Source organism: Burkholderia sp. PR2 (assembly GCF_052372875.1).
Lineage (GTDB): Bacteria > Pseudomonadota > Gammaproteobacteria > Burkholderiales > Burkholderiaceae > Burkholderia > Burkholderia diffusa.
This window is the reverse complement of record NZ_JBQRWH010000004.1, coordinates 219,946-245,371: the sequence shown is the minus strand read 5'-3', so window position 1 is coordinate 245,371 and position 25,426 is coordinate 219,946. Positions and strand designations below refer to the sequence as shown.

Here is a 25,426-nt window from a genome sequence, read left to right as displayed (position 1 = left end):
GCAAATCCGCAAGAAATTTATTAACCGACCGGTCGGTTGGTTTATACTTCGCACACATTCAACCGGACGAGATCCTCCGCCATGTACACGCAATCCCTCGACATCCCCGGCAACGTCGCACCGCTCGACGCCGCAGCCGAGTCGCCCGAGCAGGCGCGGTTCGACGCGGTCATGGCCGCGGACGGCAAGATCGAGCCGCAGGACTGGATGCCCGATGCCTATCGCAAGACGCTGGTCCGCCAGATTTCGCAGCACGCGCACTCGGAAGTCGTCGGCATGCTGCCGGAAGGCAACTGGATCTCGCGCGCACCGAGCCTGAAGCGCAAGGCGATCCTGCTCGCGAAAGTCCAGGACGAAGCCGGTCACGGCCTCTATCTATATAGCGCGGCCGAAACGCTCGGCGTATCGCGCGATTCGCTGATCGACGCGCTGCACGCCGGCAAGGCGAAATACTCGAGCATCTTCAACTACCCGACGCCGACCTGGGCCGACGTCGGCGTGATCGGCTGGCTCGTCGACGGCGCCGCGATCATGAACCAGATCCCGCTGTGCCGCTGCACGTACGGCCCGTATGCGCGCGCGATGATCCGCGTGTGCAAGGAAGAGTCGTTCCACCAGCGCCAGGGCTTCGATGCACTGCTGTCGATGATGAAGGGGACCGACGCGCAGCGCGCGATGGTCCAGCAGGCGGTGAACCGCTGGTGGTGGCCGGTGCTGATGATGTTCGGCCCGAGCGACGCCGATTCGGTCCACAGCAACCAGTCCGCGAAATGGGGCATCAAGCGGATCTCGAACGACGACCTGCGGCAGAAGTTCGTCGACGCGACGGTCGATCAGGCGAAGGTGCTCGGCGTGACGCTGCCCGACCCTGACCTGAAATGGAACGAGGCGCGCGGCCACTACGACTACGGCGTGATCGACTGGGATGAATTCTGGCGCGTCGTCAACGGCGACGGCCCGTGCAACAAGGAACGCCTCGCGACGCGCGTGAAGGCGCACGACGACGGTGCGTGGGTGCGCGAAGCCGCGCTCGCGCACGAAGCAAAGCGCCGCGCCCGCGCCAAGCAGCAAGCCGCCTGAGCGGCAACTATCGAATACAGGATTCAGGAGAGAGTGATGAACAAGGAATGGCCGATCTGGGAAGTGTTCGTACGCAGCAAGCAGGGCCTCGACCACAAGCATTGCGGCAGCCTGCACGCGGCCGACGCGTCGATGGCGCTGCGCATGGCGCGCGACGTCTACACGCGCCGCCAGGAAGGCGTGAGCATCTGGGTGGTGCCGTCGTCGGCGATCACCGCGTCGGATCCGGCCGAGAAGGCCGAGTTGTTCGAACCGGCGGGCGACAAGATCTACCGTCACCCGACGTTCTACACGCTGCCCGACGAAGTCAACCACATGTAACGCCCGCGCCATGACGATCACGCCCGAACACCTCTCCTACGTGCTGCGCCTCGCGGACAACGCGCTGATCCTCGGTCAGCGCAACGCCGAATGGTGCGGCCACGGCCCGATCCTCGAGGAAGACATCGCGCTCACCAACATGAGCCTCGACCTCATCGGCCAGGCCCGCATGCTTTATACGCACGCAGCCGACCTCGACCGCCAACTGAACGGCGCGGCGAAGACGGAAGACGACTACGCGTACTTCCGCACCGAGCGCGAGTTCGCGAACTTCACGCTCGCCGAGCTGCCGCACTACGGCCCGATTGCCGGCACCGCGCACGCCGACAAAGACTATGCGGTGACCATCGTGCGCAATTTCCTCTACGCGACGCTGATGCTGCACGTGTGGACGGCGCTCGAAACCTCGACGGACGCGCAACTCGCCGCGATCGCCGCGAAATCGGTGAAGGAAACCCGCTATCACGTGCAGCATGCCCGCGAATGGCTGCTGCGCCTCGGCGACGGCACCGACGAATCGCATCGCCGCGCGCAGGCCGCGCTCGACTACCTGATTCCGTACACGCGCGAATTCTTCGCCGCCGACGCGGTCGACGACGCGATCGCCGCATCCGGCATCGGCCCGGCAGCGGCCACGCTCGAAGCCGCATGGCGCGCGGACGTGGACGATGCGCTCGCGGAAGCGACGCTCACCCTGCCCGCGCCCGTGCAGCATGTGACGACCGGCAAGCAGGGCGAGCACTCGGAGCACATGGGCTACCTGCTCGCGGAAATGCAGAGCCTCGCGCGCCAGCACCCCGGCGCGACCTGGTAACCGGCCGACCCAACGGAGCCCGACGATGTCCGTCCAGACTGCCGCCCCCGCCGACACCGCACCCGCCGCGCACCGCAACGATCCGTTGCTCGCGCGCGCGTGGGACGTGCTCGAAGCCGTGCCCGATCCCGAGATTCCAGTCGTGTCGATCCGTGAGCTCGGCATCCTGCGCGACGTCCGTCGCGCAGACGACGGCCTGCTCGAAGTCGTGATCACGCCGACCTACTCCGGCTGTCCGGCGATGTCGCAGATCGCCGAGGACATCGCCGCGGCGATGCACGCCGCCGACCTGCCGCCGCACCGGATCGAGACGGTGCTCGCGCCCGCATGGACGACCGACTGGATCACGCAGGAAGCGCGCGACAAGCTGCGCGCGTACGGCATCGCGCCGCCCGTCGGCCAGTGCGCCGGCGCCGCGCCGCGGGAAAACGTCGTGCGTTTCGTGCCGCGCCCCGTCGCGGCGCCCGTCTGCCCGCGCTGCGGTTCCGCCCGCACCGAGCGTCTCGCGCAATTCGCGTCCACGGCCTGCAAGGCGTTGTATCGCTGTGTCGACTGCCGCGAACCCTTCGACTACTTCAAACCTTATTGATCATGGCGACCCCGCAATTTCACCCGCTGCGTATCCGCGATGTGCGCCCCGAGACCGCCGACGCCGTTACCGTCTCCTTCGACGTGCCGCCCGAATTGCGCGACGCGTACCGCTTCACGCAGGGCCAGTTCGTCACGCTGAAGACCCACATCGACGGCGAGGAAACGCGCCGCTCGTACTCGATCTGCGTCGGTACGACCGACTACGACCGTGACGGCGAGCTGCGCATCGGCATCAAGCGCGTGCGCGGCGGCCGGTTTTCGAACTTCGCGTTCGATACGCTGAAGCCCGGCCACACCATCGACGTGATGACACCGGACGGTCGCTTCTTCACGCACCTGAACGCCGACCACGGCAAACAGTACGTCGCGTTCTCCGGCGGATCGGGCATCACGCCGGTGCTCGCGATCGTGAAGACGACGCTCGAGCTCGAGCCGCGCAGCACGTTCACGCTGATCTACGGCAACCGCAGTGTCGACGCGATCATGTTCGCCGAGGAGCTCGAGGACCTGAAGAACCGCTACATGAACCGCTTCGTCCTGTACCACGTGCTGTCGGACGACCAGCAGGACGTCGAGCTGTTCAACGGCGTGCTCGACCAGGCGAAATGCGCGGAATTCCTTGCCACGCTGACGCCGGCCGATGCGATCGACGAAGCGTTCATCTGCGGCCCGGCGCCGATGATGGACGCGGCCGAAGCCGCGCTGAATGCAGCCGGTGTGCCGCCGGCGAAGGTACATGTCGAACGCTTCGGCACGCCGCTGCCGCAGGCCGGCGCGCCCGTCGTCGAGATCACCGACCAGACGCCGGCCGCCGATCTCGAAATCGTGCTCGACGGCAAGAAGCGCAAGCTGCGCCTGCCGTACGAGGGCGTGAGCCTGCTCGACGTCGGCCTGCGCGCGGGCCTCGCGCTGCCCTATGCGTGCAAGGGCGGCGTGTGCTGCACGTGCCGCGCGAAGGTGGTCGAAGGCGAAGTCCGGATGGAGAAGAACTACACGCTCGAGGAACACGAAGTGAAGGACGGCTTCGTGCTCACGTGCCAGTGCCATCCGATCAGCGACAAGGTCGTCGTGAGCTTCGACGAGCGTTGAGCGGCGTCGCACCGGCGCGGCGCGCCGGTTTCTCGTCGTCACACATCTCGCTTACACTAGGGGCCGCCGGCCGGCTGGACGTCGCAACGTCCGCCCGGCCGGCGGTTTTCTTTTGTTGATGACAGGCCGATGAGTACCATTCACGTGATTCAGGGCGGCACCGCCGCCGCGTCGCTGCGCGAGGCGCTCGCGCAAGCCGGACGCGACGAGCGCGTCGTCGGATTGCTCGACGATCTCGCGGTCGGGCCGCTGAAGGGCGCCGACGAGACGCCCGACACGCGCGCCGCCTTCTGGCAGCGCGTGCTCGGCGACCAGATTCCCGACTGGAACGCGGAGATCGAAGGTGAATTCACCCGCCTCGACCAGCTCGCGATGGATACGGACCAGGTGGTCGTCTGGCACGCACCGAGCGTCGGCGACAAGCTGCTGTTGCGCCGCGTCGCCTATCACCTGCGCAACGCGCCGCAGCGGCTGAACGAGGTGCGGTTGTCGGCCGCGGACCTCGACGCCCCGCAGCGCGCGGCGCTGACCCGCACCGACCAGGCCTGCTCGACCGGGATGTTCTCGCCAGCGGCACTCGCTCGCAAACGGCCGGTGGCCGCGCCGATCTCGGTACTGCGCATCGGTCGCCTCGCGCTCGAATGGCAAGAGGCGAAGCACCTGAATGCCGAGCTGCGCTACTGGGTCAGCAACACGATCGAGAGCGGCCATTACGCGGACCTCGACGCGCTGATCGTCGCGCACGCGGAACCCGGCTGGCTGCCCGCGCGACGCGTCGTCGGCGACATCATGGCCAACGCCGACCGCGGCGGGCTGTTCGTCAGCGATTCGATCGCCTGGTGGCGCTGCCGCGAACTCGCGGCTGCCGGCCGGCTCGAGCTGCAGGACGACGCGCCGGCCGCCCTTTCTTCCACGCAGGTGCGCGCGGCAGCCGCGCCTCGCTAACGCTACAACTTTCGCATTCGACCATGGCCCGTACCCGAGCGCCCGACCACGAATCCCAGCGCGAGCAGATCCTCGATCTCGCCGCCGAGAAATTCGCACAGACGAGCTATCCGAGCACGTCGATGTCCGATCTCGCGACCGCGAGCGGCACGTCGAAGGCACGTCTCTATCACTATTACGAGAGCAAGGAAGCGATCCTGTTCGACCTGCTCGACCGCTACACGAAGCGGTTGATGCTGATCATCGCCGAGGTGGAAGGCGCGAGCCAGCGGCGCGGCCTCAGCGAGCGCGACGCGTTCGCCGAGCTGGTGCGCGCGTTCCTCGCCGAGTACGAGACGTCGCACAGCCGCCATGTCGCGCTGCTCAACGACGTGAAGTATCTCGAGGACGCGCAGCGCGAAATCGTGCTCGACCGGCAGCGCGACATCGTCGCGGCATTCGCGCGTCAGCTCGCGCGCGCCTACCCGGACCGGATCTCGAAGGAAAACCAGACGTCGGTCACGATGATGGTGTTCGGGATGATCAACTGGACGTTCACGTGGCTCAAGCCGGGTGGCCGCCTCGGCTACCGCGACTTCGCCGAACAGGTGATCGACCTGATGGAACGCGGGCTGTCGCCCGGCGCGTGATTGCCGCGCAGCAGCATGCGTTGCGCGGCGGGCACACTGCGACAGGCCGCCGCGCATTTCATGTGATGAATTTTAAATCCGTTAAAAATCAAATAGATAGAGAATGAACTAAGCGGATTTAGAATTCCCCCTCAGCACAAATAACGTCAAATACGGGTTTTCCCCAACCCCGCTCAGGTAAAATGCGCTGCATTGCACAAGTTGCTCGTGCAGCTACACACTGAGGAACCCACGATGAACACGCAACTCGACCGCCGTGCCGATGCAGTCGGCCACGCCGGTACTGCGCCGGTTCTCGTCAGGGAACTGGCTTCCAAAGACCGTGAGCAAATGCTCACCCACTTTCTCTCGCTCAACGAAGAGGACCGCCTGCTGCGCTTCGGCCAGATGGTGCCCGACCATGTGATCGAGAACTATGTCCGTACGATCGACTTCGGTCGCGACACGGTGTTCGGCGTGTTCGACCATGCGCTCGAGCTGATCGGGGTCGGCCACCTGGCGTATCTGCCCGCCGAAGGCGACAAGCGTACGGCCGAATTCGGCGTGTCGGTGCTCGAAAGCGCCCGCGGCTGCGGTGTCGGCTCGAAACTGTTCGAGCGCGCGGCGATCCGAAGCCGCAACACCCGCGTGACGATGCTGTACATGCATTGCCTGTCGCGCAACGCGACGATGATGCACATCGCGAAGAAGTCCGGGATGCGCATCGAGTACGCTTACGGCGAGGCCGATGCGTACCTGTCGCTGCCACCGGCCGACCACTCGACGATCCTCGCCGAGATGCTGCAGGAGCAGGCCGCGGTATTCGACTACGCGCTCAAGCGCCAGGCGCACCGCACGTCGAAGTTCATCGAATCGCTGATGCCCGCCGCGCTGACGGCATGACATCGGCCGACCGGGCTGCCTTGCGGGGCGCCCGGCTCAGCCTTCTTTCTCCCCTTCCCGCACCGCGCTCTAGCGCACCGACCGGATCGGCAACGCCGTCGTCTCCTTGAAGCACTCGAGCGAGAAGCTCGTCTTCACGTCGATCACCGACGGATGGTGCAGCAAATGCTCCTGCACGAAGCGGGAGAAGTGCGCCATGTCCTCGACCTGCACCCGCAGCAGGTAATCCATGTCGCCCGTCATCGCATGGCACGCCACCACTTCCGGCCAGGTCTGCACGGCCGCGCGGAACAGTTCCGCGTGGGTCGCGCCCGCGCGCGCCGACGTCTCGTCGGCACGGGCCGGCGCCAGGCCGCCGCGCTTCTCGAGCCGCACGCTCACGTATGCGAGCAGGTCGAGCCCCAGCTTCTGCGGATCGAGCAACGCGACGTAGCCGGTGATCACACCGATCTCCTCGAGCCGCCGGATCCGTCGCAGGCACGGGCTCGGCGACAGGTTCACGCGCTCGGCGATCTCCTGGTTCGACAAGCGGCCGTTCTCCTGAAGAATCGCGAGAATCCGCCGGTCGATGGCATCCAATTCGGCTTGCGCCATCTTCTGCCCTCCAATGATGGTTCAGAGACTGGAAATTGCGCCATCGTAGGCATTGACGATTAAGTTCGCAAGTTTACGCTCGCGGCCGCCCGCTACACTTTGTCGCACGTACCGATTCGTTGCGCACGCCGATGCGTGCGCCGCGTTCGACATCGAACCGGGCCGCGCGCGCACGTCGCGCCGGCCGATCGCCCCGCACAGGAGACACGACATGCAGATCCCCCAATGGGACAACCCCGTCGGCACCGACGGCTTCGAATTCATCGAATACACCGCTCCGGATCCGAAAGCGCTCGGACAACTGTTCGAACGGATGGGTTTCACCGCGATCGCGCGCCATCGCCACAAGGACGTGACGGTCTACCGCCAGGGCGACATCAACTTCATCATCAACGCCGAACCCGATTCGTTCGCGCAACGCTTCGCACGCCTGCATGGCCCGTCGATCTGCGCGATCGCGTTCCGCGTGCAGGACGCCGCGAAGGCGTACAAGCACGCGCTCGAACTCGGCGCGTGGGGCTTCGACAACAAGACGGGCCCGATGGAGCTGAATATCCCGGCGATCAAGGGCATCGGCGATTCGCTGATCTACTTCGTCGACCGCTGGCGCGGCAAGAACGGCGCGCAGCCGGGCGCGATCGGTGACATCAGCATCTACGACGTCGACTTCGAGCCGATCGCCGGCGCGAACCCGAACCCCGTCGGCCACGGCCTCACCTACATCGACCACCTGACGCACAACGTGCATCGCGGCCGCATGCAGGAATGGGCCGAGTTCTACGAGCGCCTGTTCAACTTCCGCGAAGTGCGGTACTTCGACATCGAAGGCAAGGTGACCGGCGTGAAGTCGAAGGCGATGACCTCGCCGTGCGGCAAGATCCGGATCCCGATCAACGAGGAAGGCTCGGACACGGCCGGCCAGATTCAGGAATACCTCGACGCGTACCACGGCGAAGGCATCCAGCACATCGCGCTCGGCACGAACGACATCTACGGCGCGGTCGACGGCCTGCGCGGCAAGAGCGTGAAGTTGCTCGACACGATCGACACGTATTACGAGCTGGTCGACCGCCGCGTGCCGAACCACGGCGAATCGCTGGACGAACTGAAGAAGCGCAAGATCCTGATCGACGGTGCCCGCGACGACCTGCTGCTGCAGATCTTCACCGAGAACCAGATCGGCCCGATCTTCTTCGAGATCATCCAGCGCAAGGGCAATCAGGGCTTCGGCGAAGGCAACTTCAAGGCGCTGTTCGAATCGATCGAACTCGACCAGATCCGCCGCGGCGTGGTCCAGGACAAGGCCTGACGCAGACGGCCGCCCGGCGCCCGACAGCCGGGGGCCGCGCGAGCCTCGGCGGCACATGAAAAAAAGGGCGGGAATCCTGCGATTCCCGCCCTTTCGTCTTTTGCGTGGTTTCGGCGCGGCCTGGCGCCGCGCGAACAGATCAACGCACGTTCGCCTTCGACACGACGCGCGCGGCTGCCGGCTGCGCGTCGGCAGCCTGCGCCGGCGCGATCTGACGCATCTGCGCGCCGGCTGCCGCCAGTGCGCTCGCGCCTTGCGCGTGCACCGGGCCGGTCATCGCGAAAAACGCGGCGGACACGATCAGGAAACTCTGGATATGACGTGTGTTCATTGCACCTCCTTTAAAACTGCCGGCGCCTCCCCGGTTGCGTCGAAACAGGCCGACGCGGCCGGGCACCTCCGGCAGGCCGACAAGATTAACGGCATTTGTACGAAGATGGGACCGGCTTTACATGCTTTTACATGATGTAACGCATTGCGGCGCGCCGTTTCGTCGATGCGCCGAGGCCAACCGGCCGGTGAGCGACGGGTTTATCCCAGTGCTACCATCGCTTAAAACCGGCGAATATGCCGGCCACTGCCGAGACGTTCACAAGACGTCGACGCAATTGAAGCTTTGGTGATCCCAAACTGGGTGGAGGAGACAGTTCAATGAATGCCCCGCTAGACGCAGGCCAACGCGCGTCGCTTGAAGCCGCGCTGAAGTCCGTCACGCTTGACGACAAATACACGCTCGAACGCGGCCGCGCGTACATGAGCGGCATTCAGGCGCTCGTGCGCCTGCCGATGCTCCAGCAGGAACGCGACCGCGCCGCCGGCCTCAACACGGCCGGCTTCATCTCCGGTTATCGCGGCTCGCCGCTCGGCGGCCTCGATCTCTCGCTCTGGAAGGCCAAGCAGCACCTCGCGGCCCACCAGATCGTCTTTCAGCCCGGTCTCAACGAAGATCTCGCCGCAACCGCCGTGTGGGGCTCGCAGCAGGTGAACCTGTATCCCGGCGCGAAGCACGACGGCGTGTTCGGCATGTGGTACGGCAAGGGCCCGGGCGTCGACCGCACCGGCGACGTCTTCAAGCACGCGAACTCGGCCGGCTCGTCGAAGCACGGCGGCGTGCTGGTGTTGGCCGGCGACGACCACGCGGCGAAATCGTCGACGCTCGCTCACCAGTCCGAACACATCTTCAAGGCCTGCGGGCTGCCGGTGCTGTTTCCGTCCAATGTGCAGGAATATCTCGACTTCGGCCTGCACGGCTGGGCGATGAGCCGCTACTCGGGCCTGTGGGTCGCGCTCAAGTGCGTGACGGACGTGGTCGAATCGTCGGCATCGGTCGACATCGACCCGCATCGCACCGAGATCGTGCTGCCGACCGACTTCATCCTGCCGGAAGGCGGCCTGAACATCCGCTGGCCGGACCCGCCGCTCGTCCAGGAAGCGCGGCTGCTCGACTACAAGTGGTACGCGGCGCTCGCGTACGTGCGCGCGAACAAGCTCGACCGCATCGAGATCGACTCGCCGAATGCGCGCTTCGGGATCATGACGGGCGGCAAGGCGTACCTCGACGTGCGCCAGGCGCTGACGGACCTCGGCCTCGACGACGAAACCTGCGCGCGGATCGGCATCCGCCTGTACAAGGTCGGCTGCGTGTGGCCGCTCGAGGCCCAGGGCGCGCAGGCGTTCGCGCGCGGCCTCGACGAAATCCTCGTCGTCGAGGAAAAGCGCCAGATCCTCGAATACGCGATCAAGGAAGAACTGTACAACTGGCCCGATGCGCAGCGCCCGCGCGTGTTCGGCAAGTTCGACGAGAAGGACGGCGCCGGCGGGGAATGGTCGGTACCGATGGGCAACTGGCTGCTGCCCGCGCACTACGAACTGTCGCCCGCGATCATCGCGAAGGCGATCGCGACGCGCCTCGAGAAGTTCGAGCTGCCGTCCGACGTGCGCGCGCGCATCGCCGCGCGGCTCGCGGTGATCAACGCGAAGGAAATGGCGCTCGCGAAGCCGCACGTGCAGACCGAGCGCAAGCCGTGGTTCTGCTCGGGCTGCCCGCACAACACGTCGACCAACGTGCCGGAAGGCTCGCGCGCGATCGCCGGGATCGGCTGCCACTACATGACGGTCTGGATGGACCGCAACACGAGCACCTTCAGCCAGATGGGCGGCGAAGGCGTGCCGTGGATCGGCCAGGCGCCGTTCACGGACGAGAAGCACGTATTCGCGAACCTCGGCGACGGCACCTATTTCCACTCGGGCCTGCTCGCGGTGCGCGCGGCGATCTCGTCGAAGGCGAACATCACCTACAAGATCCTCTATAACGACGCGGTCGCGATGACGGGCGGCCAGCCGGTCGACGGCGTGCTGACGGTGCCGCAGATCACGCACCAGCTCGCGTCCGAGGGCGCGAAGAAGATCGTGATCGTCACCGATGAACCGGAGAAGTACGACAGCCAGAAGGCGCTCCTAGCACCAGGCGTGACGATCCATCACCGCGACCAGCTCGACGACGTGCAGCGCGAGCTGCGCGAGATCGAAGGCACGACGATTCTGATCTACGACCAGACCTGCGCGACCGAGAAGCGCCGCCGACGCAAGCGAGGCACGTATCCGGATCCGGCGAAGCGCGTCGTGATCAACGACGCGGTGTGCGAAGGCTGCGGCGACTGCTCGGTGCAGTCGAACTGCCTGTCGGTCGAGCCGCTTGAAACCGAATTCGGCACGAAGCGCCAGATCAACCAGTCGAGCTGCAACAAGGACTTCTCGTGCGTGAAGGGCTTCTGCCCGAGCTTCGTCACGGTCGAAGGCGGCCAGTTGAAGAAGCCCAAGGCCGTGTCGGTGGACGGCGGTGCGCTGCCGCCGATCCCGGAGCCGACGCTGCCGGCGATCGACCGTGCCTACGGCGTGCTCGTCACGGGTGTGGGCGGCACGGGCGTCGTCACGATCGGCGCGCTGCTCGGGATGGCCGCGCACCTGGAGAACAAGGGCGTGACCGTGCTCGACGTCACGGGCCTCGCGCAGAAGGGCGGCGCCGTGATGAGCCACGTGCAGATCTCGCACGCGCCGACCGACATCCACGCGACGCGGATCGCGATGGGCGAAGCCGACCTCGTGATCGGCTGCGACGCGATCGTCACGGCTGGCGACGAATGCACGTCGCGCATGCGCCATGACGCGACGCGCGTGGTCGTCAACAGTGCGCAGACGCCGACCGCCGAGTTCATCAAGAATCCGAACTGGGCGTTCCCGGGCCTGTCCGCGGAAAACGACATCCGCGCGGCGGCGGGTGAAGCCGTCGACTTCATCGACGCGAACCGCTTCGCGGTCGCGCTGCTCGGCGACGCGATCTACACGAACCCGTTCGTGCTCGGCTACGCGTGGCAGAAAGGCTGGCTGCCGCTCACGCTTGCGTCGCTCGTCCGAGCGATCGAGCTGAATGCGGTATCGGTCGAGAAGAACCGTGCGGCATTCGACTGGGGCCGCCGCGCCGCCCACGACCTCGCGAGCGTGAAGCAGGCCGCGGCCGGCGACGCACGCCCGGCGCAAGGCGCCACGGTGATCGCGTTGCACACGAAGAAGGCGGTCGACGCCCTGATCGCGAAGCGCGTGGAATTCCTCACCGCGTACCAGAACGCCGCATACGCAGCACGCTATGCAGCCTTCGTCGACAAGGTGCGGGCAGCCGAGCGTGCGCTGGCAGACGGCGACACGATGCAGGAGCAACTGACCGAAGCGGTCGCGCGCAACCTGTTCAAGCTGATGGCGTACAAGGATGAATACGAAGTCGCGCGGCTGCAGTCCGATCCGGCGTTCCTCGCGCGCCTGTCGTCGCAGTTCGAAGGCGACTGGAAACTGAAGTTCCATCTCGCGCCGCCGCTGTTCGCGAAGACGGACGCTCACGGCCATCTCGTGAAGAAGGCGTACGGCCCGTGGATGCTGTCGGCGTTCCGGTTGCTCGCGAAGGCAAAGTTCCTGCGCGGCACGGGCCTCGACCCGTTCGGCCGCACCGAGGAGCGCCGCACCGAGCGCGCACTGATCGGCGAGTACGAAGCGCTGATCGACGAAGTGCTGGCCAGGCTGAACGCGGCCAACCACCCGCTCGCGCTCGAGCTGGCGGCGCTGCCGGACGGCATTCGCGGCTACGGCCACGTGAAGGAGAACAACCTGCGCGCGGTACGCCAGAAGTGGAACACGTTGCTCGCGAAGTGGCGTTCGCCGTCGGGCGGGCAGTCGCGCCAGCAGGTCGCGTAACGGCGCGAGGCGGGCGTTCACGGTAGGGACGTCCGCCTCCGCGCGGTGGGCGGTTCACAAAAAAAACGCCACGGAACGCAGGTTCCGTGGCGTTTTTCATTGCGCCGCGCGCGATGCACGGCACACGCGGGCGCGAACTTACTTCGTGTTCGCGTTCGCGGCGGCCACTGCCGTCATGTTGATGATCCGGCGCACGGTCGCGGCCGGCGTCAGGATGTGGACCGGCTTCGCCGCGCCGAGCAGGAGCGGGCCGACCGTCACGCCTTCGCCGCCGACCATCTTCAGCAGGTTGTACGCGATGTTCGCCGCTTCGACGTTCGGCATGATCAGCAGGTTCGCTTCGCCCGACAGCGTCGTGCCCGGGAATGCGGCCTTGCGGACCGCTTCCGACAGCGCCGCGTCGCCGTGCATTTCGCCGTCGACCTCGAGGTTCGGTGCACGCTCGCTGATCAGCTTGCGGGCTTCGGCCATGCGGCGCGACGACGCCGACGGCGCGCTGCCGAAGTTCGAGTTCGACAGCAGCGCGGCCTTCGGCACGATGCCGAAGCGCTCGATCTCGGCGGCCGCCTGGATCGTCATGTCGGCGAGCTGTTCGGCGCTCGGCAGTTCGTTCACGTACGTGTCGCACAGGAACAGGTTGCGGCCCGGCAGCATCAGCAGGTTCATCGCCGCGAAGTGCTCGGCGCCCTTCGCGCGGCCCAGCACCTGCTCGATGAACTTCAGGTGCGTGTGGTACGTATCGATCATCCCGCAGATCATCCCGTCCGCGTCGCCCAGATGCACGAGCATTGCGCCGATCAGCGTGTTGAACTTGCGCATCGCGGCCTTCGCGACTTCCGGCGTGACGCCGTCGCGCGCGCCGATCTCGTGGTAGGCCTGCCAGTAGCGGTGGTAACGCGTGTCGTCTTCCGGATTCACGATCTCGAAATCGACGCCGGCCTTGAGCTTCGAGCCGATCTTCTGCAAGCGCATCTCGATGACCGACGGACGGCCGACGATGACCGGCTTCGCGATCTTTTCCTGCAGCACGAACTGCGCGGCGCGCAGCACGCGCTCGTCCTCGCCCTCGGCGAACACGATGCGCGCCTGCTTCTTCTTCGCGGTCGCGAACACCGGACGCATCACCATGCCGGTGCGGTAGACGGTTGCGCCGAGCTGCTCGCGGTATGCGTCCATGTCCTGGATCGGACGCGTGGCGACGCCCGAATCCATCGCGGCTTGCGCGACGGCCGGCGCGATCTTGATGATCAGGCGCGGATCGAACGGCTTCGGAATCAGGTATTCCGGCCCGAACTCGAGCGAGTGGCCTTCATACGCCTTCGCGACTTCCTCGCTCTGGTCGGTCTCCTCGGCCAGCTCGGCGATCGCGCGCACGCACGCGAGCTTCATTTCTTCCGTGATCGTCGTCGCGCCGACGTCGAGCGCGCCGCGGAAGATGAACGGGAAGCACAGCACGTTGTTGACCTGGTTCGGATAGTCCGAACGGCCGGTCGCGACGATCGCGTCCGGGCGCACGGCCTTCGCGTCTTCCGGGCGGATTTCCGGTTCCGGGTTCGCGAGCGCAAGGATCAGCGGGCGGTCGCCCATCGTCTTGACCATGTCCTGCTTCAGCACGCCCGCGCTCGAGCAGCCGAGGAACACGTCAGCGCCGACGATCGCGTCGGCGAGCGTGCGCGCGTCGGTCGCAGCCGCATAGCGCTGCTTCGACGGGTCGAGGTTGCCGCGCCCTTCGTAGATCACGCCCTTCGAGTCGGCGACGAGGATGTTCGACTTCGTGAGACCCAGGTTCACCAGCAGGTCCAGACACGCGATCGCCGCCGCGCCCGCGCCCGAGCACACGAGCTTCACTTCGGACAACTTCTTGCCGACCACCTTCAGGCCGTTCAGGATCGCGGCCGACGCGATGATCGCGGTGCCATGCTGGTCGTCGTGGAAGACGGGAATCTTCATGCGCTCGCGCAGCTTCTGCTCGATGTAGAAGCATTCCGGCGCCTTGATGTCCTCGAGGTTGATGCCGCCGAGCGTCGGCTCGAGCATCGCGATCGCCTCGACGAGCTTGTCGGGGTCGGATTCCGACAGTTCGATGTCGAACACGTCGATGCCCGCGAATTTCTTGAACAGGCAGCCCTTGCCTTCCATCACCGGCTTCGCGGCCAGCGGGCCGATGTTGCCGAGGCCCAGCACGGCCGTGCCGTTCGTGATGACGCCGACGAGGTTGCCGCGCGACGTGTACTTCTGCGCGTCGAGAGGATCGGCGTGGATCGCCTCGCACGCGGCGGCGACGCCCGGCGAATACGCGAGCGACAGATCGAGCTGGTTCGACAGCGGCTTGGTCGGGGTGACCGAAATCTTGCCGGGTTTCGGGTTCAGGTGATAAGCGAGAGCGGCCTGCTTCAGTTGTTCGTCCATGATTGACCTGCGAGAGACATGCGAAATTTTTGACGGTTCAGTACACAGCACCTTGGGCCGCGTCTACTTGAATCGAAGGGGTGGTCGACTGCGAGACGGCACGCAGCGCGCCGGGTCGGCACGCCATCGAACCTTGGCGGGTGGCAAGAGGAAAGTACAAAGTACTGAACGATTTCTAAGGGTCGCCTAGTGTACACCCCGCGCATGACGCATGTTGGTGCAGCGCCGCATCCTTTGCATCAGCGCGCGAGCGGTCCGGCCCCGTTTGTTTCGCCGGTGGTGAGCCAAGCGGCGAACCCGCGCGAATTCCGCCGAAAACCGGCCTGAATCGGGTAAAATAGCCGGCTACGCGCGCAGCGATGCGATTGGCCCTCCGATCGCGCCCCGGCCCCTCGGGCAGGTTCCCCTTGCTGCGCCATGGGGCCCGCGCCCGCTCTTCGCTCATCACCCAAGGAATGCCCATGACAGGCTACGATCGTCAGTCGATCTCGGATACGACCGCCAAAATCCTGCTCGAAGTACAGGCAGTGCACTTCAATGCAGAAAAACCGTTCATCTTCACCTCCGGCTGGGCAAGCCCCGTCTACATCGACTGCCGCAAGCTGATCTCGTATCCGCGCGTGCGCCGTGCGCTGATGGAAATGGCGGAAACGACGATCATGCGCGACGTCGGCTTCGAGCAGATCGACTCGGTGGCGGGCGGCGAGACGGCCGGCATCCCGTTCGCGGCATGGCTCGCGGACCGGATGATGGTGCCGATGCAGTACGTTCGCAAGAAGCCGAAGGGTTTCGGCCGCAACGCGCAGATCGAAGGCCATCTGGAAGAAGGCTCGCGCGTCCTGCTCGTGGAAGACCTGACGACCGACAGCCGCAGCAAGATCAACTTCGTCAACGCGCTGCGCACCGCGGGCGCGACGGTGAATCACTGCTTCGTGCTGTTCCACTACAACATCTTCAAGGAAAGCGTGTCGGTCCTGAAGGACATCGACGTCGACCTGCACGCGCTGGCGACCTGGTGGGACGTGCTGCGCGTCGCGAAGGCCTCGGGCTACTTCGAGACCAAGACGCTCGACGAAGTCGAGAAGTTCCTGCACGCGCCGGCCGAGTGGTCGGCCGCGCACGGCGGCGCGACGGCGCCGAAGGAGTAATGCCGGGCCGGCATGCAGCCGGCACCCTGGCTGAACAAGCCGCTCGCCTGATCGCGAGCGGCTTTTTTTTCGTCCACCGATCCGCACCGGGGCCGGCCCGCATCGCGCATCGAACCCTAATGCTAGACTTGATCCATCGTCGCCATCAGCTGCGCGGGCAACGCACAACGCCAACAATGCCGGGAGCATCGGTCCGGCCCACGTGACGGGAGAAGCGCCATATGCGTGTGGATCGCCGGATCACTTCGCCTGCGTCCCCGGGTCGTCCTTCGCCGTTCATCGCCGCCCTTGCCTGCGCCGCCGCGTGCGTCGCGTTCACCGTCCTGCCCGCGCGGGCGGAAGGCCCGTTCACCGTGTCGAGCAACGACCTGACGGCCGGCGGCCGCGTCGGCGCCGCGAACGTGTTCGACCGCGGCGACTGCAAGGGCGCCAATCGGTCGCCGCAACTGAGCTGGCGCAACCCGCCCCCCGGCACGCAGGGCTACGCGATCACGATCTTCGATCCGGATGCGCCGGGGCACGGCTGGTGGCACTGGGCTGTCGCCGGCATCCCGGCAAGCGTCACGAGCCTGCCGGCCGACGCGAGCGCGTCGGGCCTCCTGCGCCGCATCGGCGCGAGCGAGGCGCGCAACGACTTCGGGATCGACGGCTACGGCGGCCCGTGCCCGCCCCCCGGCAAGCCGCACCGCTACGTCATCACCGTCTATGCGCTGAAGGGCACGGACCTGCGCGTCGCGCAAGGGCGCCCCGCACCGATGTTCGAGCACGAGATCGGCACGCTGACGATCGGCACCGCGCGGCTCACGGTCACTTACGGCCAGTGAGCGCTCTCGCGCCGCCGCCTGCCCCGTTGCGCGTGTCCCCGGCCTCCCTCGCCCGCGCCCGCGAATTTCCCCGCCTCGCCTGCGTGCTTTTCTCCCGTCATTTCGACTTGCTAGACTCGGCGTCACCGGTCGCGGCATCCCGCCGCGCATCCGTCGCGCCGCCCGACCGCGGCGCGTGACGCGGCAGGCCGCGACGCCCGCCGTTTCGTCCCCTTCCGGAGAACGCTTCATGTCGAACATCGTCATCGTCTATCACAGCGGCTACGGTCACACACAGAAACTGGCCGACGCCGTCCACGCAGGCGCGCAGGACGCCGGCGCCACCGCACGCCTGATCGCCGTCGGCGAACTCGACGACGCGGGCTGGGCCGCGCTGGACGCGGCGGACGCGATCGTCTTCGGCGCGCCGACCTACATGGGCGGCCCGTCCGCGCAGTTCAAGCAGTTCGCCGATGCCACGTCGAAACCGTGGTTCACGCAGAAATGGAAGGACAAGATCGCCGCGGGCTTCACGAACTCCGCGACGATGAACGGCGACAAGTTCTCGACCATTCAGTATTTCGTCACACTGGCGATGCAGCATGGGATGGTGTGGGTCGGCACGGGCATGATGCCGGCCAACTCGAAGGCGGCCACCCGCAACGACATCAACTACGTCGGCGGCTTCACGGGCCTGCTCGCGCAGTCGCCGGCGGATGCGACGCCCGACGAGGGCCCGCTGCCGGGCGACCTCGAGACCGCGAAGGCGTTCGGCCGGCGCGTCGCCGAGGCGACCGCCCGCTGGCTGGCCGGCGGCCGCTGAACGCGGCGGCACGCGCGCCCGGCCGCGCCGCCGGTGACGCGGCAATGCCGCGCAGGCGCGCGAGAGCGGTACAAGACGGCCCGCGGGCCGTCTTTTTTTCGCCCCGTGCGGTGCAGGCCCGCCGGATGAGGTCTTAAAATGGCGGTTTAAGGGCGCCGCGGCTCCCGTTTCATTCAGCGAGAACGAAATGAGCACCAAAGTTTTTGTCGACGGCCAGGAAGGTACGACCGGCCTCAAGATCTTCGAATACCTGTCGGCGCGCAACGACATCGAGATCCTGCGCATCGATGAAGCGAAGCGCAAGGACGTCGACGAGCGCCGCCGCCTGATCAACGCATCGGACGTCACGTTCCTGTGCCTGCCGGACGTCGCGTCGCGCGAATCGGCATCGCTGGTCGAGAACCCGAACACAACGTTGATCGACGCGAGCACCGCGTTCCGCACGCACGCCGACTGGGCGTACGGCCTGCCGGAACTGACGCGCGCGCAGCGCGAGAAGATTCGCACGTCGAAGCGCATCGCCGTGCCGGGCTGCCACGCATCGGCGTTCGTGCTCGCGATGCGTCCGCTCGTGGATGCCGGCATCGTCGCGCCGACCTTCGCCGCGCACAGCTACTCGATCACCGGCTACAGCGGCGGCGGCAAGTCGATGATCGCCGAATACGAGAACGCGGCGCCGGGCGGCAAGCTCGCGAGCCCGCGTCCGTACGCGCTCGCGCTTGCGCACAAGCACCTGCCGGAAATGGCCGCGCACACGGGCCTCGCGCACGCACCGATCTTCACGCCGATCGTCGGCCCGTTCCTGAAGGGCCTTGCCGTGACGACCTACTTCTCGCCCGAACAGCTCGCGAAGCGCGCGACGCCGCAGGACGTGCAGCGCGTGTTCGCCGAGTACTACGCGGACGAACCGTTCGTGCGCGTCGCGCCGTTCAACGCGGATGCGAACCTCGACAGCGGCTTCTTCGACGTGCAGGCGAACAACGACACGAACCGCGTCGACCTGTTCGTGTTCGGCAACGAAGAGCGCTTCGTCACGGTCGCGCGCCTCGACAACCTGGGCAAGGGCGCATCGGGCGCGGCGATCCAGTGCATGAACCTCAACATCGGCGCCGCCGAGGATGCAGGCCTCAAACGCTGATTGCGCTTGCATGCGATGCAAAGCCGGCCGCTGGCCGGCTTTTTATTTTCCCGTATCAGGCAATCAATAAAATCCGGTTCGCGCATTTACAAATATTTACAAGCTTTCCATTGCGCGATTACCGATGAATTAATTACCCCAATTTTCTCCAGCCAATCCCGAATAGGGATAAACCGGATACCGCCGCTTTAAACGCTGCCGTTATACGCGTGAGGGCCTCGAGAGCCCTCCGTGCGTGGCAGCCACCCCACTTCGGCAGCACTCTAGCACCCTTCACGCGTTTTAATTCTTACTGAAATCCCGATCCTGCAAGGATTCATCGCGCGCACGCCGTTTCAATCGTCTTTTTTAGACGAGTTCATCAATTGACAGCAAAAATCCAGACAGCGACATTAGCTCGCACAATTAAACGATTGGAGACAGCGGCATGTCGCACGCCTTATCGAAGGGGGTGGCAACGGCCTTTGCCATCGCCCCTTTCCTGATTGCCTGTGGTGGAGACGGCGGCTCGCCCGCGCCCATCGAAGCACCCCAATGTTCCGGATCGAGTTGCGGCACGCAAGGGCCGCCGCCGTCGCAGCCCATAAACGGCGCGCTGTGCCCGGCCGACGCCGACATCGTCAAGAGCACGTACCTCGGCGGCGCCGGTAGCGGCGAGATCGTCAGCGTCAACATCGACGCGGTCGCGATGACCTACACGCTCAAGTGGCTCGAATCGCCGATTCCGCTCGCGACCGGCACGGTCACGCCGAGCCGCGCCGGCACCACGATCACCGGCAAGGTCGTCCACCCGCCGACCGGCACGCTGCCGACCGCGGAACAGACGCGCTGCGCGTTCGTGCTCACGCCGGGTTCGGGCACGGCACCGAACGGCTCGACCTACTCGACGGCCGCCGACTTCAACCAGGCGAACCCGCCGATGCTGCTGGTCGGCATGGGCGTGGCCGGCGGCGGCATCCCCGGCGCGACGGTTCAGTACGACGGGCTGACGATCATCCCGGGCGTGATCCAGAACGTCGGCCAGGTGCCGAACCGCCACTTCGACTTCTATCCGTTCCTCGGCTTCGCGAACACGACGACCGACCTCACGAAGCTGCCGGGCACGTACAACGCGCTGATCTACCACCTCGTGCCGTCGAGCAACTACGCGACGAAGGGCACGAATTCGAGCGAGACGTTCGACGCGAACGGCGCATGCACGTCGACGAGTGCCGGCGGCTGCCAGACGACCGGCGATCCATGGACAGTGAACGCGACCGGCGGCTACCTCAACAGCGCGAAGGCGCCGCAGATCCTGCCGCAAACGCAGCTGCCGCTGATCGGCGCAACCGGCAAGTCGGCCACCGCGCACATGGTGATCGGCCAGCTCAACGGCGCGACCGTGCCGGTGGTCGTGCGCACGGGCAACGTGAACCTCGGCACGCCGCCGCTGCATGCCGACGCGCAGGTCGACGACGAATCGGGCATCGCGGTGCTCGGCGCGGCGAGCGCGATCCAGTCGGGCGCGATCGACGGCGGCTACGCGGGCGCCGATTCGAACTTCAAGTACACGGCTGCACTGATCCGCGGCAGCAACGCGTCGTTCATCAACCCGACCACGCAGGCAGAGGAAGACGCCTTCACGCTCGACTACGGCCAGGGAACGCCGGGCCTGCTCAACACGACGACGACGCCGGCGAGCGGCGCGACCTATCCGTCCGCATCGGGCGTGGTGATCGCGACGGGCGGCCTGTACGCGGCGCTCATTCAGGGCACGGTGAACGGCGGCGTCACGTCGACGTCGGCGAACTCGAGCACGTCGTCGACACCGTACTTCGGCGTGGGCGCACAGATCAGCAAGTAACGATCGGGGACGCGGCGGCGCTCGATACGCCGCCGCGGGATGCAGGGAAGGCACGAAACGACGGCGCCCGGCACGGCGCAGGCAGCACGAGCACAAGCAACAGAAGCGGTCGACAGGGAGCCGGCCGCCTGACAAGACAAATCTGGAGGAGCAACATGAAGCGCAACCTCGTTCTGGCGGCGGCCCTTGCCGCCCCCCTTCTTTCCGCGTGCGGTGGCGGCAGCGACAATCCGCCTCCGCTCGTCGAAGACCGGCTCTGCCCCGCGACGCTCGACTACAGCACCGTGTTTACCGGCGGCGCGGGCAGTGGCGAACTGGCCAAGGTCCAGCTCGATACGACCAAGATGACCTGGCAGGTCACCTATGTCGAATCGGCGGTTCCGCAAAAGACCGGCACCGTCACGCCGACCCGCGCGGGCACCGTCGACAGCGGCACGCTCACGCAGGAAACGCTGCTGCCGACCAACAAGCTGAACCAGTGCGCGTTCCGGCTGAATGGCGCGAGCCTCGATGCGTCGCGTCCGGCGCGCATCTTCGTCGGCTTCGGCGTGGCGGGCGGCACGATTCCCGGCAAGGAGATCCAGTTCGACGGCGTGCTCGGCCAGGCCGCGGTGCCCGACACGAAATTCCCGTACTACCCGTTCATCGGCTTCTCGTCGATCGAAACCGACATCACGAAGGTCGCGGGCACGTACAGCCACATCGGCTTCGGCGAAGTGCCGTCGCAGAAATTCGCGCCGGCGTCGATCGACGCCAAGGTGACGATCAACGCGGACGGCACGTGGACCAAGTGCGACACGACCGGCCAGTTCGCCGGCGGCGCGTGCATGCAGCAGGGCACGAACTTCGTGCAGTCGGCCGACGGCAGCGGCGCGTTCCAGAGCAACAACTACCAGAGCCAGCTGAAGCCGACGCTGTCGGCGACGCCGCAGGGCAAGGGCTTCATGATCGTCGGCAAGCTGCGCAACCAGCTGGTGCCGATCCTCGTGCGCACGGGCGTCGCGAACCCGAACCCGACGCCCGACAGCAACGGCGTGCCGGGCCTGACCGCCGACGACGAATCGAGCATCTCGATCCTCTCGCCGCAGACCGCGATCGCGGCCGGCTCGCAGAACGGCGAATACATCGGCGTCGACAGCCAGTTCGACTACCGGACCACCGCGCTGATCAACAACCAGGCCACGCTGCTCGATCCGTTCCAGCCGTCGCAGGCATCGCTCGCGACCGCGCTCGACCTGGACTACACGCAGAAGGTGCCGGGCACGGTCACGACGATCCACACGGGTTCGGGCAGCACGTCGCCGACCGGCAAGTTCATCTTCACGGGTGGCGTGTTCGGTTTCCTCGACAACGCGGGTTCGACGCCGTATTTCACGATCGGCGCGTTCGTCCAGTAAGCGGAGGCAAGCCGTGATGAAGAGGACCCTTCTTTGCGCGGCGGCCGGCGCCGCCGCCCTGGCGCCGCTCGCGGCGCACGCGCAGAGCGCCGGCAGCAACGTCGTCACGCTGGGCTGGTTCCACGTGATGCCGCAGCAAAGCAGCACGCCGATGACGACCAACGTCGCGCCGACGCCGATCAACACGCCGCTGCGGCTGCCGCCGTCGTTCACGTCGCCGGGCACCGGGCTGCGTACGAGCGGTGCCGATACGGTCGGCCTGACGGTCAGCCACTTCCTGACCGACCACATCGCGGTCACGTCGGTGGCAGGCGTGCCGCCGGTGTTCAAGGTGTCGGGCCAGGGCACGATCAAGCCGCCCGGCCCGGCCGGCGCACTCGGCACGCAGAACATCGGGCTGGCGTCGGTGAACCCGATCGTGAAGAGCGTGCGGCAGTGGAGCCCGGCCGTGCTCCTGCAGTACTACTTCGGACAGGCGACCGCGAAGTTCCGGCCGTTCCTCGGCCTCGGCGTGTCGTACAACTGGTTCAGCGACCTGCAGCTCAACACGAACTTCATCAAGCAGACGCAGGACAACCTCGGCGCGATTCTCGCGGCGGGCGCGGGCAAGCCGGGTACGACATCGGTGGAGGCGAAGGCGTCGTCGTCGTGGCAGCCGGTGTTCAACGCGGGCCTGCAGTACAACATGACGGAGCATTTCGGGCTGATCGCGTCGGTGACGTACATCCCGCTGAAGACGACGTCGACGGTGACGATCAAGGCGGCCGACGGCACGGTGCTCGCCGAGTCGAAATCGGACCTGAAGGCCGACCCGATCATCAGCTATGTCGGGATGACCTACAAGTTCTGACGCCGCCAACCGAGGACGGACAGAGGACGAATGGATGGCCCGCGCAAAAAACGCGGGCAAAAAAAAGCCCGCCTAAGAGGCGGGCTGAATCCATATCAGAGGAGACATGGAGGAGACAGGTGTAACTATAGCGAATTGATTTCCGCATTGCAACATTTCCGTAGAGAAAATCAGGATTTTCCCTCGAATGCGCACTCTAGCGCGCTAGTTCGCATCCGACCCCTTCTCGTTCTCCCGGTCGAGCACCGCTCCCAGCGCATCGCGCAGCAGCGCGACCGGCCGTGTCAGGCGGCCCGGCAACGCACCGTGCACGATCCACACGTTGATCCGCGTCTCCAGCCCCGCCGTTTCCACCACCCTCAGTGCATCGCGATGCGCACTGCGCGCCAGCGCATTCGGCGACGCAATCCCGATGCCCGCACCGCGCGCGACGAGCGACAACTGCAACTCCGAACCGAACGCCTCGACCGCGACGTCGAACGGCAGCCCGGCCGCGCCGAGCGCACGGCTCAGCGCCGAACGCATCCCGCAGCCGTCCTGGCTCAGCACCCACGGAAAACCCGACAGCACATCGAGCGACAGCGGGCCGTCCGGCAGCGGGAAGTCGCGCGCGGCGACGAGCACGGTCGGTTGCGTGCCGAGCGGCGTGGCCGTCAGCGTGTCGGGTAGCGCCGCGCTGGTCGGCACCATGACCGTCGCGACATCGAGCGTGCCGCGTTCGATGCCCTGCACCAGCGCCGGCGACCAGCCTGCCGTCACGCGCAGCGTCAGTCGCGGAAACGTGTCGCGCAGCTGGTCGATCGGCCGCTCGAGCGCCAGCTCGGACAGGAACGGCGGCACGCCGATGCGCAGTTCGCCGGACGGCTCGCTGTCGGGTGCGCCAGCCGCCATCAATTCGTCGACCGCACCCAGCACGTTGCGCGCGAGCGCATAGACGTCGCGCCCGGCGGCCGTGGGCTTCAGCGGCTTGCTCTGCCGCTCGAGCAGCGGCATGCCCAGCAGCGTTTCGAGGTTCTGCACGCGTCGCGTGAGGCCCGGCTGCGTCAGATGGAGCTTCGCGGCGGCGGCGACCATCGACCCGCTGTCGACCACCGCGACGAACGCCTGGAGATCACGCGTATTCAAAGCAAACTCGCATAATCATGTTAGACATATTTCAATTGTCGCATAAACATCAGGCACCTACGATGGGACTTCCTTCGCTCAAGACCCGAGGCCTTCGATGAACTGCCCTGCCGATTCCTGCCCGCCCGCCGGTCACCCCGCGCGCGGCGCACCGCCCGCGCTCAGTGCAGGCATGACGCTCTTCTTCGCCGCGACGGTCGGCGTGATCGTGATGGACCTGTTCGCCGCGCAGCCGCTGACCGGCCCGATCAGCGCTGACCTGCAGCTGCCGCCCGGCCTCACGGGCCTCGTCGCGATGCTGCCGCAGCTCGGGTACGCAGCGGGCCTCGTGCTGCTGGTGCCGCTCGTCGACCTGCTCGAGAACCGCCGTCTGATCGTGGCGACGCTCGTCGCGTGCGCGACCGCGCTCGCGCTGCCGGCGTTCACGCGGTCCGGCACCGTCTTCCTGCTCGCGACGCTGGCCGCGGGCGCCGCGTCGAGCGTGATCCAGATGCTGGTGCCGATGGCCGCGTCGATGGCGCCCGAAGCGCAGCGCGGGCGGGCAGTCGGCAACGTGATGAGCGGATTGATGCTCGGCATCCTGCTGTCGCGGCCACTCGCCAGCCTGATCGCGGGCACGGCCGGCTGGCGCGCGTTCTACGCGCTGGCCGCGCTCGCGAACGCGGCGATCGCGGCGGTGCTCGCGCGGCGCCTGCCGCCGCGCGTGCCGCCGGTGACGGCCGGCTATCGCGCGCTGCTCGCGTCGATGGGCCGCCTGCTGGCCGACGAACCGGTGCTGCGCCGACATGCGCTGTCGGCCGGGCTCGCGATGGCCACGTTCAGCGCGTTCTGGACCGCCGTCGGGCTGCGGCTCGCGCAGCCGCCGTTCGGCCTCGACCTGCACGGAATCGCGCTGTTCGCGTTCGCCGGCGCAAGCGGTGCGATCGTCACGCCGTTGGCCGGCCGCGCCGGCGATCGCGGCCACGGCCCGGCCGCGCAGCGCATCGCGCACGTGACGATGCTCGCCGCGCTCACCGTGCTCGGCATCGCCGGCGCCGGCTGGTTCGGCTTCGATGCGCACGCGCACCGCGGGCTCGCGCTGGCGCTGCTGGCCAGCGGCGCGGCGCTGCTCGACGCGGGCGTGATCGTCGACCAGACGATCGGCCGCCGGGAAATCAACCTGCTGAATCCGGCCGCGCGCGGGCGTCTGAACGGGCTGTTCGTCGGGTTGTTCTTCGTCGGCGGGGCGCTCGGCGCGGCGCTCGCTTGCAGCGCGTGGGCGTGGGGCGGGTGGAGCGCCGTGTGCGGCGTCGGCTTCGCGTTCGCAGGCGCGGCCGCGGTGTTCGGCTTGTCGGCGAGCCGCCGGGCCGGCGCCGCCGCGTGGCCGCGCGCTTGACGCGGGCCCGGACAGGAAA

At 66.7% G+C, this 25,426-nt stretch carries 22 protein-coding genes; 18 read left to right on the top strand and 4 right to left on the bottom strand.

From position 1 onward, the window contains the following. The first annotated feature begins 81 nt into the window (after positions 1-81). The 8 genes from paaA to ACT2FV_RS18220 all read left to right on the top strand — a co-directional run bounded on the left by paaA (position 82) and on the right by ACT2FV_RS18220 (position 6,351). Positions 82-1,080 (top strand): 1,2-phenylacetyl-CoA epoxidase subunit PaaA, encoded by a 999-nt coding sequence (gene paaA, locus ACT2FV_RS18255; RefSeq protein WP_151050628.1) that lies wholly within the window; start codon positions 82-84, stop codon positions 1,078-1,080. 36 nt (positions 1,081-1,116) lie between these two features. Continuing rightward, positions 1,117-1,401, top strand: coding sequence for a 1,2-phenylacetyl-CoA epoxidase subunit PaaB (paaB, locus tag ACT2FV_RS18250; RefSeq protein ID WP_006752453.1), 285 nt, complete (start codon positions 1,117-1,119; stop codon positions 1,399-1,401). 10 nt (positions 1,402-1,411) lie between these two features. Continuing rightward, positions 1,412-2,215, top strand: coding sequence for a 1,2-phenylacetyl-CoA epoxidase subunit PaaC (paaC, locus tag ACT2FV_RS18245; protein ID WP_124905727.1), 804 nt, complete (start codon positions 1,412-1,414; stop codon positions 2,213-2,215). Positions 2,216-2,240: 25 nt separating this feature from the next. Next, positions 2,241-2,804 carry a 1,2-phenylacetyl-CoA epoxidase subunit PaaD gene (gene paaD / locus ACT2FV_RS18240; RefSeq protein ID WP_226118680.1) on the top strand — a complete coding sequence of 188 codons (564 nt, stop codon included), beginning with the start codon at positions 2,241-2,243 and terminating at the stop codon, positions 2,802-2,804. A gap of 2 nt (positions 2,805-2,806) precedes the next feature. After that, the gene (gene paaE / locus ACT2FV_RS18235) at positions 2,807-3,895 is read left to right on the top strand and encodes a 1,2-phenylacetyl-CoA epoxidase subunit PaaE (RefSeq protein WP_444504568.1); all 1,089 of its coding nucleotides are present in this window, start codon (positions 2,807-2,809) and stop codon (positions 3,893-3,895) included. Positions 3,896-4,024: 129 nt separating this feature from the next. Continuing rightward, on the top strand, positions 4,025-4,840 hold the full coding sequence (locus ACT2FV_RS18230; RefSeq protein WP_059608510.1) for a DUF1835 domain-containing protein: 816 nt from the start codon (positions 4,025-4,027) through the stop codon (positions 4,838-4,840). 23 nt (positions 4,841-4,863) lie between these two features. Next, positions 4,864-5,469: a TetR/AcrR family transcriptional regulator gene (locus tag ACT2FV_RS18225; protein WP_006757885.1), complete on the top strand. Its 606-nt coding sequence runs from the start codon at positions 4,864-4,866 to the stop codon at positions 5,467-5,469. 234 nt (positions 5,470-5,703) lie between these two features. Beyond that, positions 5,704-6,351 carry a GNAT family N-acetyltransferase gene (locus ACT2FV_RS18220; RefSeq protein ID WP_151050630.1) on the top strand — a complete coding sequence of 216 codons (648 nt, stop codon included), beginning with the start codon at positions 5,704-5,706 and terminating at the stop codon, positions 6,349-6,351. 69 nt (positions 6,352-6,420) lie between these two features. Here the strand turns inward: ACT2FV_RS18220 and ACT2FV_RS18215 are convergent, their stop codons facing one another. Beyond that, the gene (locus ACT2FV_RS18215) at positions 6,421-6,945 is read right to left on the bottom strand and encodes an Lrp/AsnC family transcriptional regulator (RefSeq protein WP_059608511.1); all 525 of its coding nucleotides are present in this window, start codon (positions 6,943-6,945) and stop codon (positions 6,421-6,423) included. Positions 6,946-7,156: 211 nt separating this feature from the next. Between ACT2FV_RS18215 and hppD the strand changes: the two genes are divergently transcribed. Continuing rightward, the gene (gene hppD, locus ACT2FV_RS18210; RefSeq protein WP_124905729.1) at positions 7,157-8,254 is read left to right on the top strand and encodes a 4-hydroxyphenylpyruvate dioxygenase; all 1,098 of its coding nucleotides are present in this window, start codon (positions 7,157-7,159) and stop codon (positions 8,252-8,254) included. 139 nt (positions 8,255-8,393) lie between these two features. Here hppD and ACT2FV_RS18205 read toward each other — a convergent pair whose 3' ends face one another. After that, positions 8,394-8,585: a hypothetical protein gene (locus ACT2FV_RS18205; RefSeq protein ID WP_124905731.1), complete on the bottom strand. Its 192-nt coding sequence runs from the start codon at positions 8,583-8,585 to the stop codon at positions 8,394-8,396. Positions 8,586-8,905: 320 nt separating this feature from the next. Between ACT2FV_RS18205 and ACT2FV_RS18200 the strand changes: the two genes are divergently transcribed. After that, the gene (locus ACT2FV_RS18200) at positions 8,906-12,496 is read left to right on the top strand and encodes an indolepyruvate ferredoxin oxidoreductase family protein (protein ID WP_444504567.1); all 3,591 of its coding nucleotides are present in this window, start codon (positions 8,906-8,908) and stop codon (positions 12,494-12,496) included. Between the two features lie 138 nt (positions 12,497-12,634). Here ACT2FV_RS18200 and ACT2FV_RS18195 read toward each other — a convergent pair whose 3' ends face one another. Next, positions 12,635-14,905: an NADP-dependent malic enzyme gene (locus ACT2FV_RS18195; protein WP_059608515.1), complete on the bottom strand. Its 2,271-nt coding sequence runs from the start codon at positions 14,903-14,905 to the stop codon at positions 12,635-12,637. Between the two features lie 461 nt (positions 14,906-15,366). Here ACT2FV_RS18195 and ACT2FV_RS18190 point away from each other — a divergent pair, with 461 nt between their 5' ends. The 7 genes from ACT2FV_RS18190 (at position 15,367) to ACT2FV_RS18160 (ending at position 22,907) form a co-directional block, all read left to right on the top strand. Next, positions 15,367-16,053, top strand: a complete 687-nt coding sequence (locus tag ACT2FV_RS18190) for an orotate phosphoribosyltransferase (RefSeq protein WP_006752465.1) — start codon at positions 15,367-15,369, stop codon at positions 16,051-16,053. A 221-nt stretch (positions 16,054-16,274) separates the two neighbouring features. Further along, positions 16,275-16,877, top strand: coding sequence for a YbhB/YbcL family Raf kinase inhibitor-like protein (locus tag ACT2FV_RS18185; protein ID WP_175817272.1), 603 nt, complete (start codon positions 16,275-16,277; stop codon positions 16,875-16,877). Positions 16,878-17,106: 229 nt separating this feature from the next. Continuing rightward, positions 17,107-17,679: a flavodoxin family protein gene (locus tag ACT2FV_RS18180; protein ID WP_044846329.1), complete on the top strand. Its 573-nt coding sequence runs from the start codon at positions 17,107-17,109 to the stop codon at positions 17,677-17,679. A 187-nt stretch (positions 17,680-17,866) separates the two neighbouring features. After that, positions 17,867-18,817, top strand: coding sequence for an N-acetyl-gamma-glutamyl-phosphate reductase (gene argC / locus ACT2FV_RS18175; protein WP_124628539.1), 951 nt, complete (start codon positions 17,867-17,869; stop codon positions 18,815-18,817). Between the two features lie 427 nt (positions 18,818-19,244). Then, entirely contained in the window at positions 19,245-20,660 is a 1,416-nt protein-coding gene (locus ACT2FV_RS18170; protein ID WP_444504566.1) for a DUF2957 domain-containing protein, read from the top strand. A gap of 155 nt (positions 20,661-20,815) precedes the next feature. Beyond that, the gene (locus ACT2FV_RS18165; RefSeq protein WP_124628543.1) at positions 20,816-22,057 is read left to right on the top strand and encodes a DUF2957 domain-containing protein; all 1,242 of its coding nucleotides are present in this window, start codon (positions 20,816-20,818) and stop codon (positions 22,055-22,057) included. A gap of 16 nt (positions 22,058-22,073) precedes the next feature. Next, positions 22,074-22,907 (top strand): OmpW/AlkL family protein, encoded by an 834-nt coding sequence (locus ACT2FV_RS18160; protein WP_226118674.1) that lies wholly within the window; start codon positions 22,074-22,076, stop codon positions 22,905-22,907. 204 nt (positions 22,908-23,111) lie between these two features. Here ACT2FV_RS18160 and ACT2FV_RS18155 read toward each other — a convergent pair whose 3' ends face one another. Continuing rightward, positions 23,112-24,032, bottom strand: a complete 921-nt coding sequence (locus ACT2FV_RS18155; protein ID WP_444504565.1) for a LysR family transcriptional regulator — start codon at positions 24,030-24,032, stop codon at positions 23,112-23,114. A 97-nt stretch (positions 24,033-24,129) separates the two neighbouring features. Here ACT2FV_RS18155 and ACT2FV_RS18150 point away from each other — a divergent pair, with 97 nt between their 5' ends. Further along, a complete protein-coding gene (locus tag ACT2FV_RS18150; protein ID WP_444504564.1) occupies positions 24,130-25,407 on the top strand; it encodes an MFS transporter in 1,278 nt (425 codons plus the stop codon). The last annotated feature ends 19 nt before the right edge of the window (positions 25,408-25,426 follow it).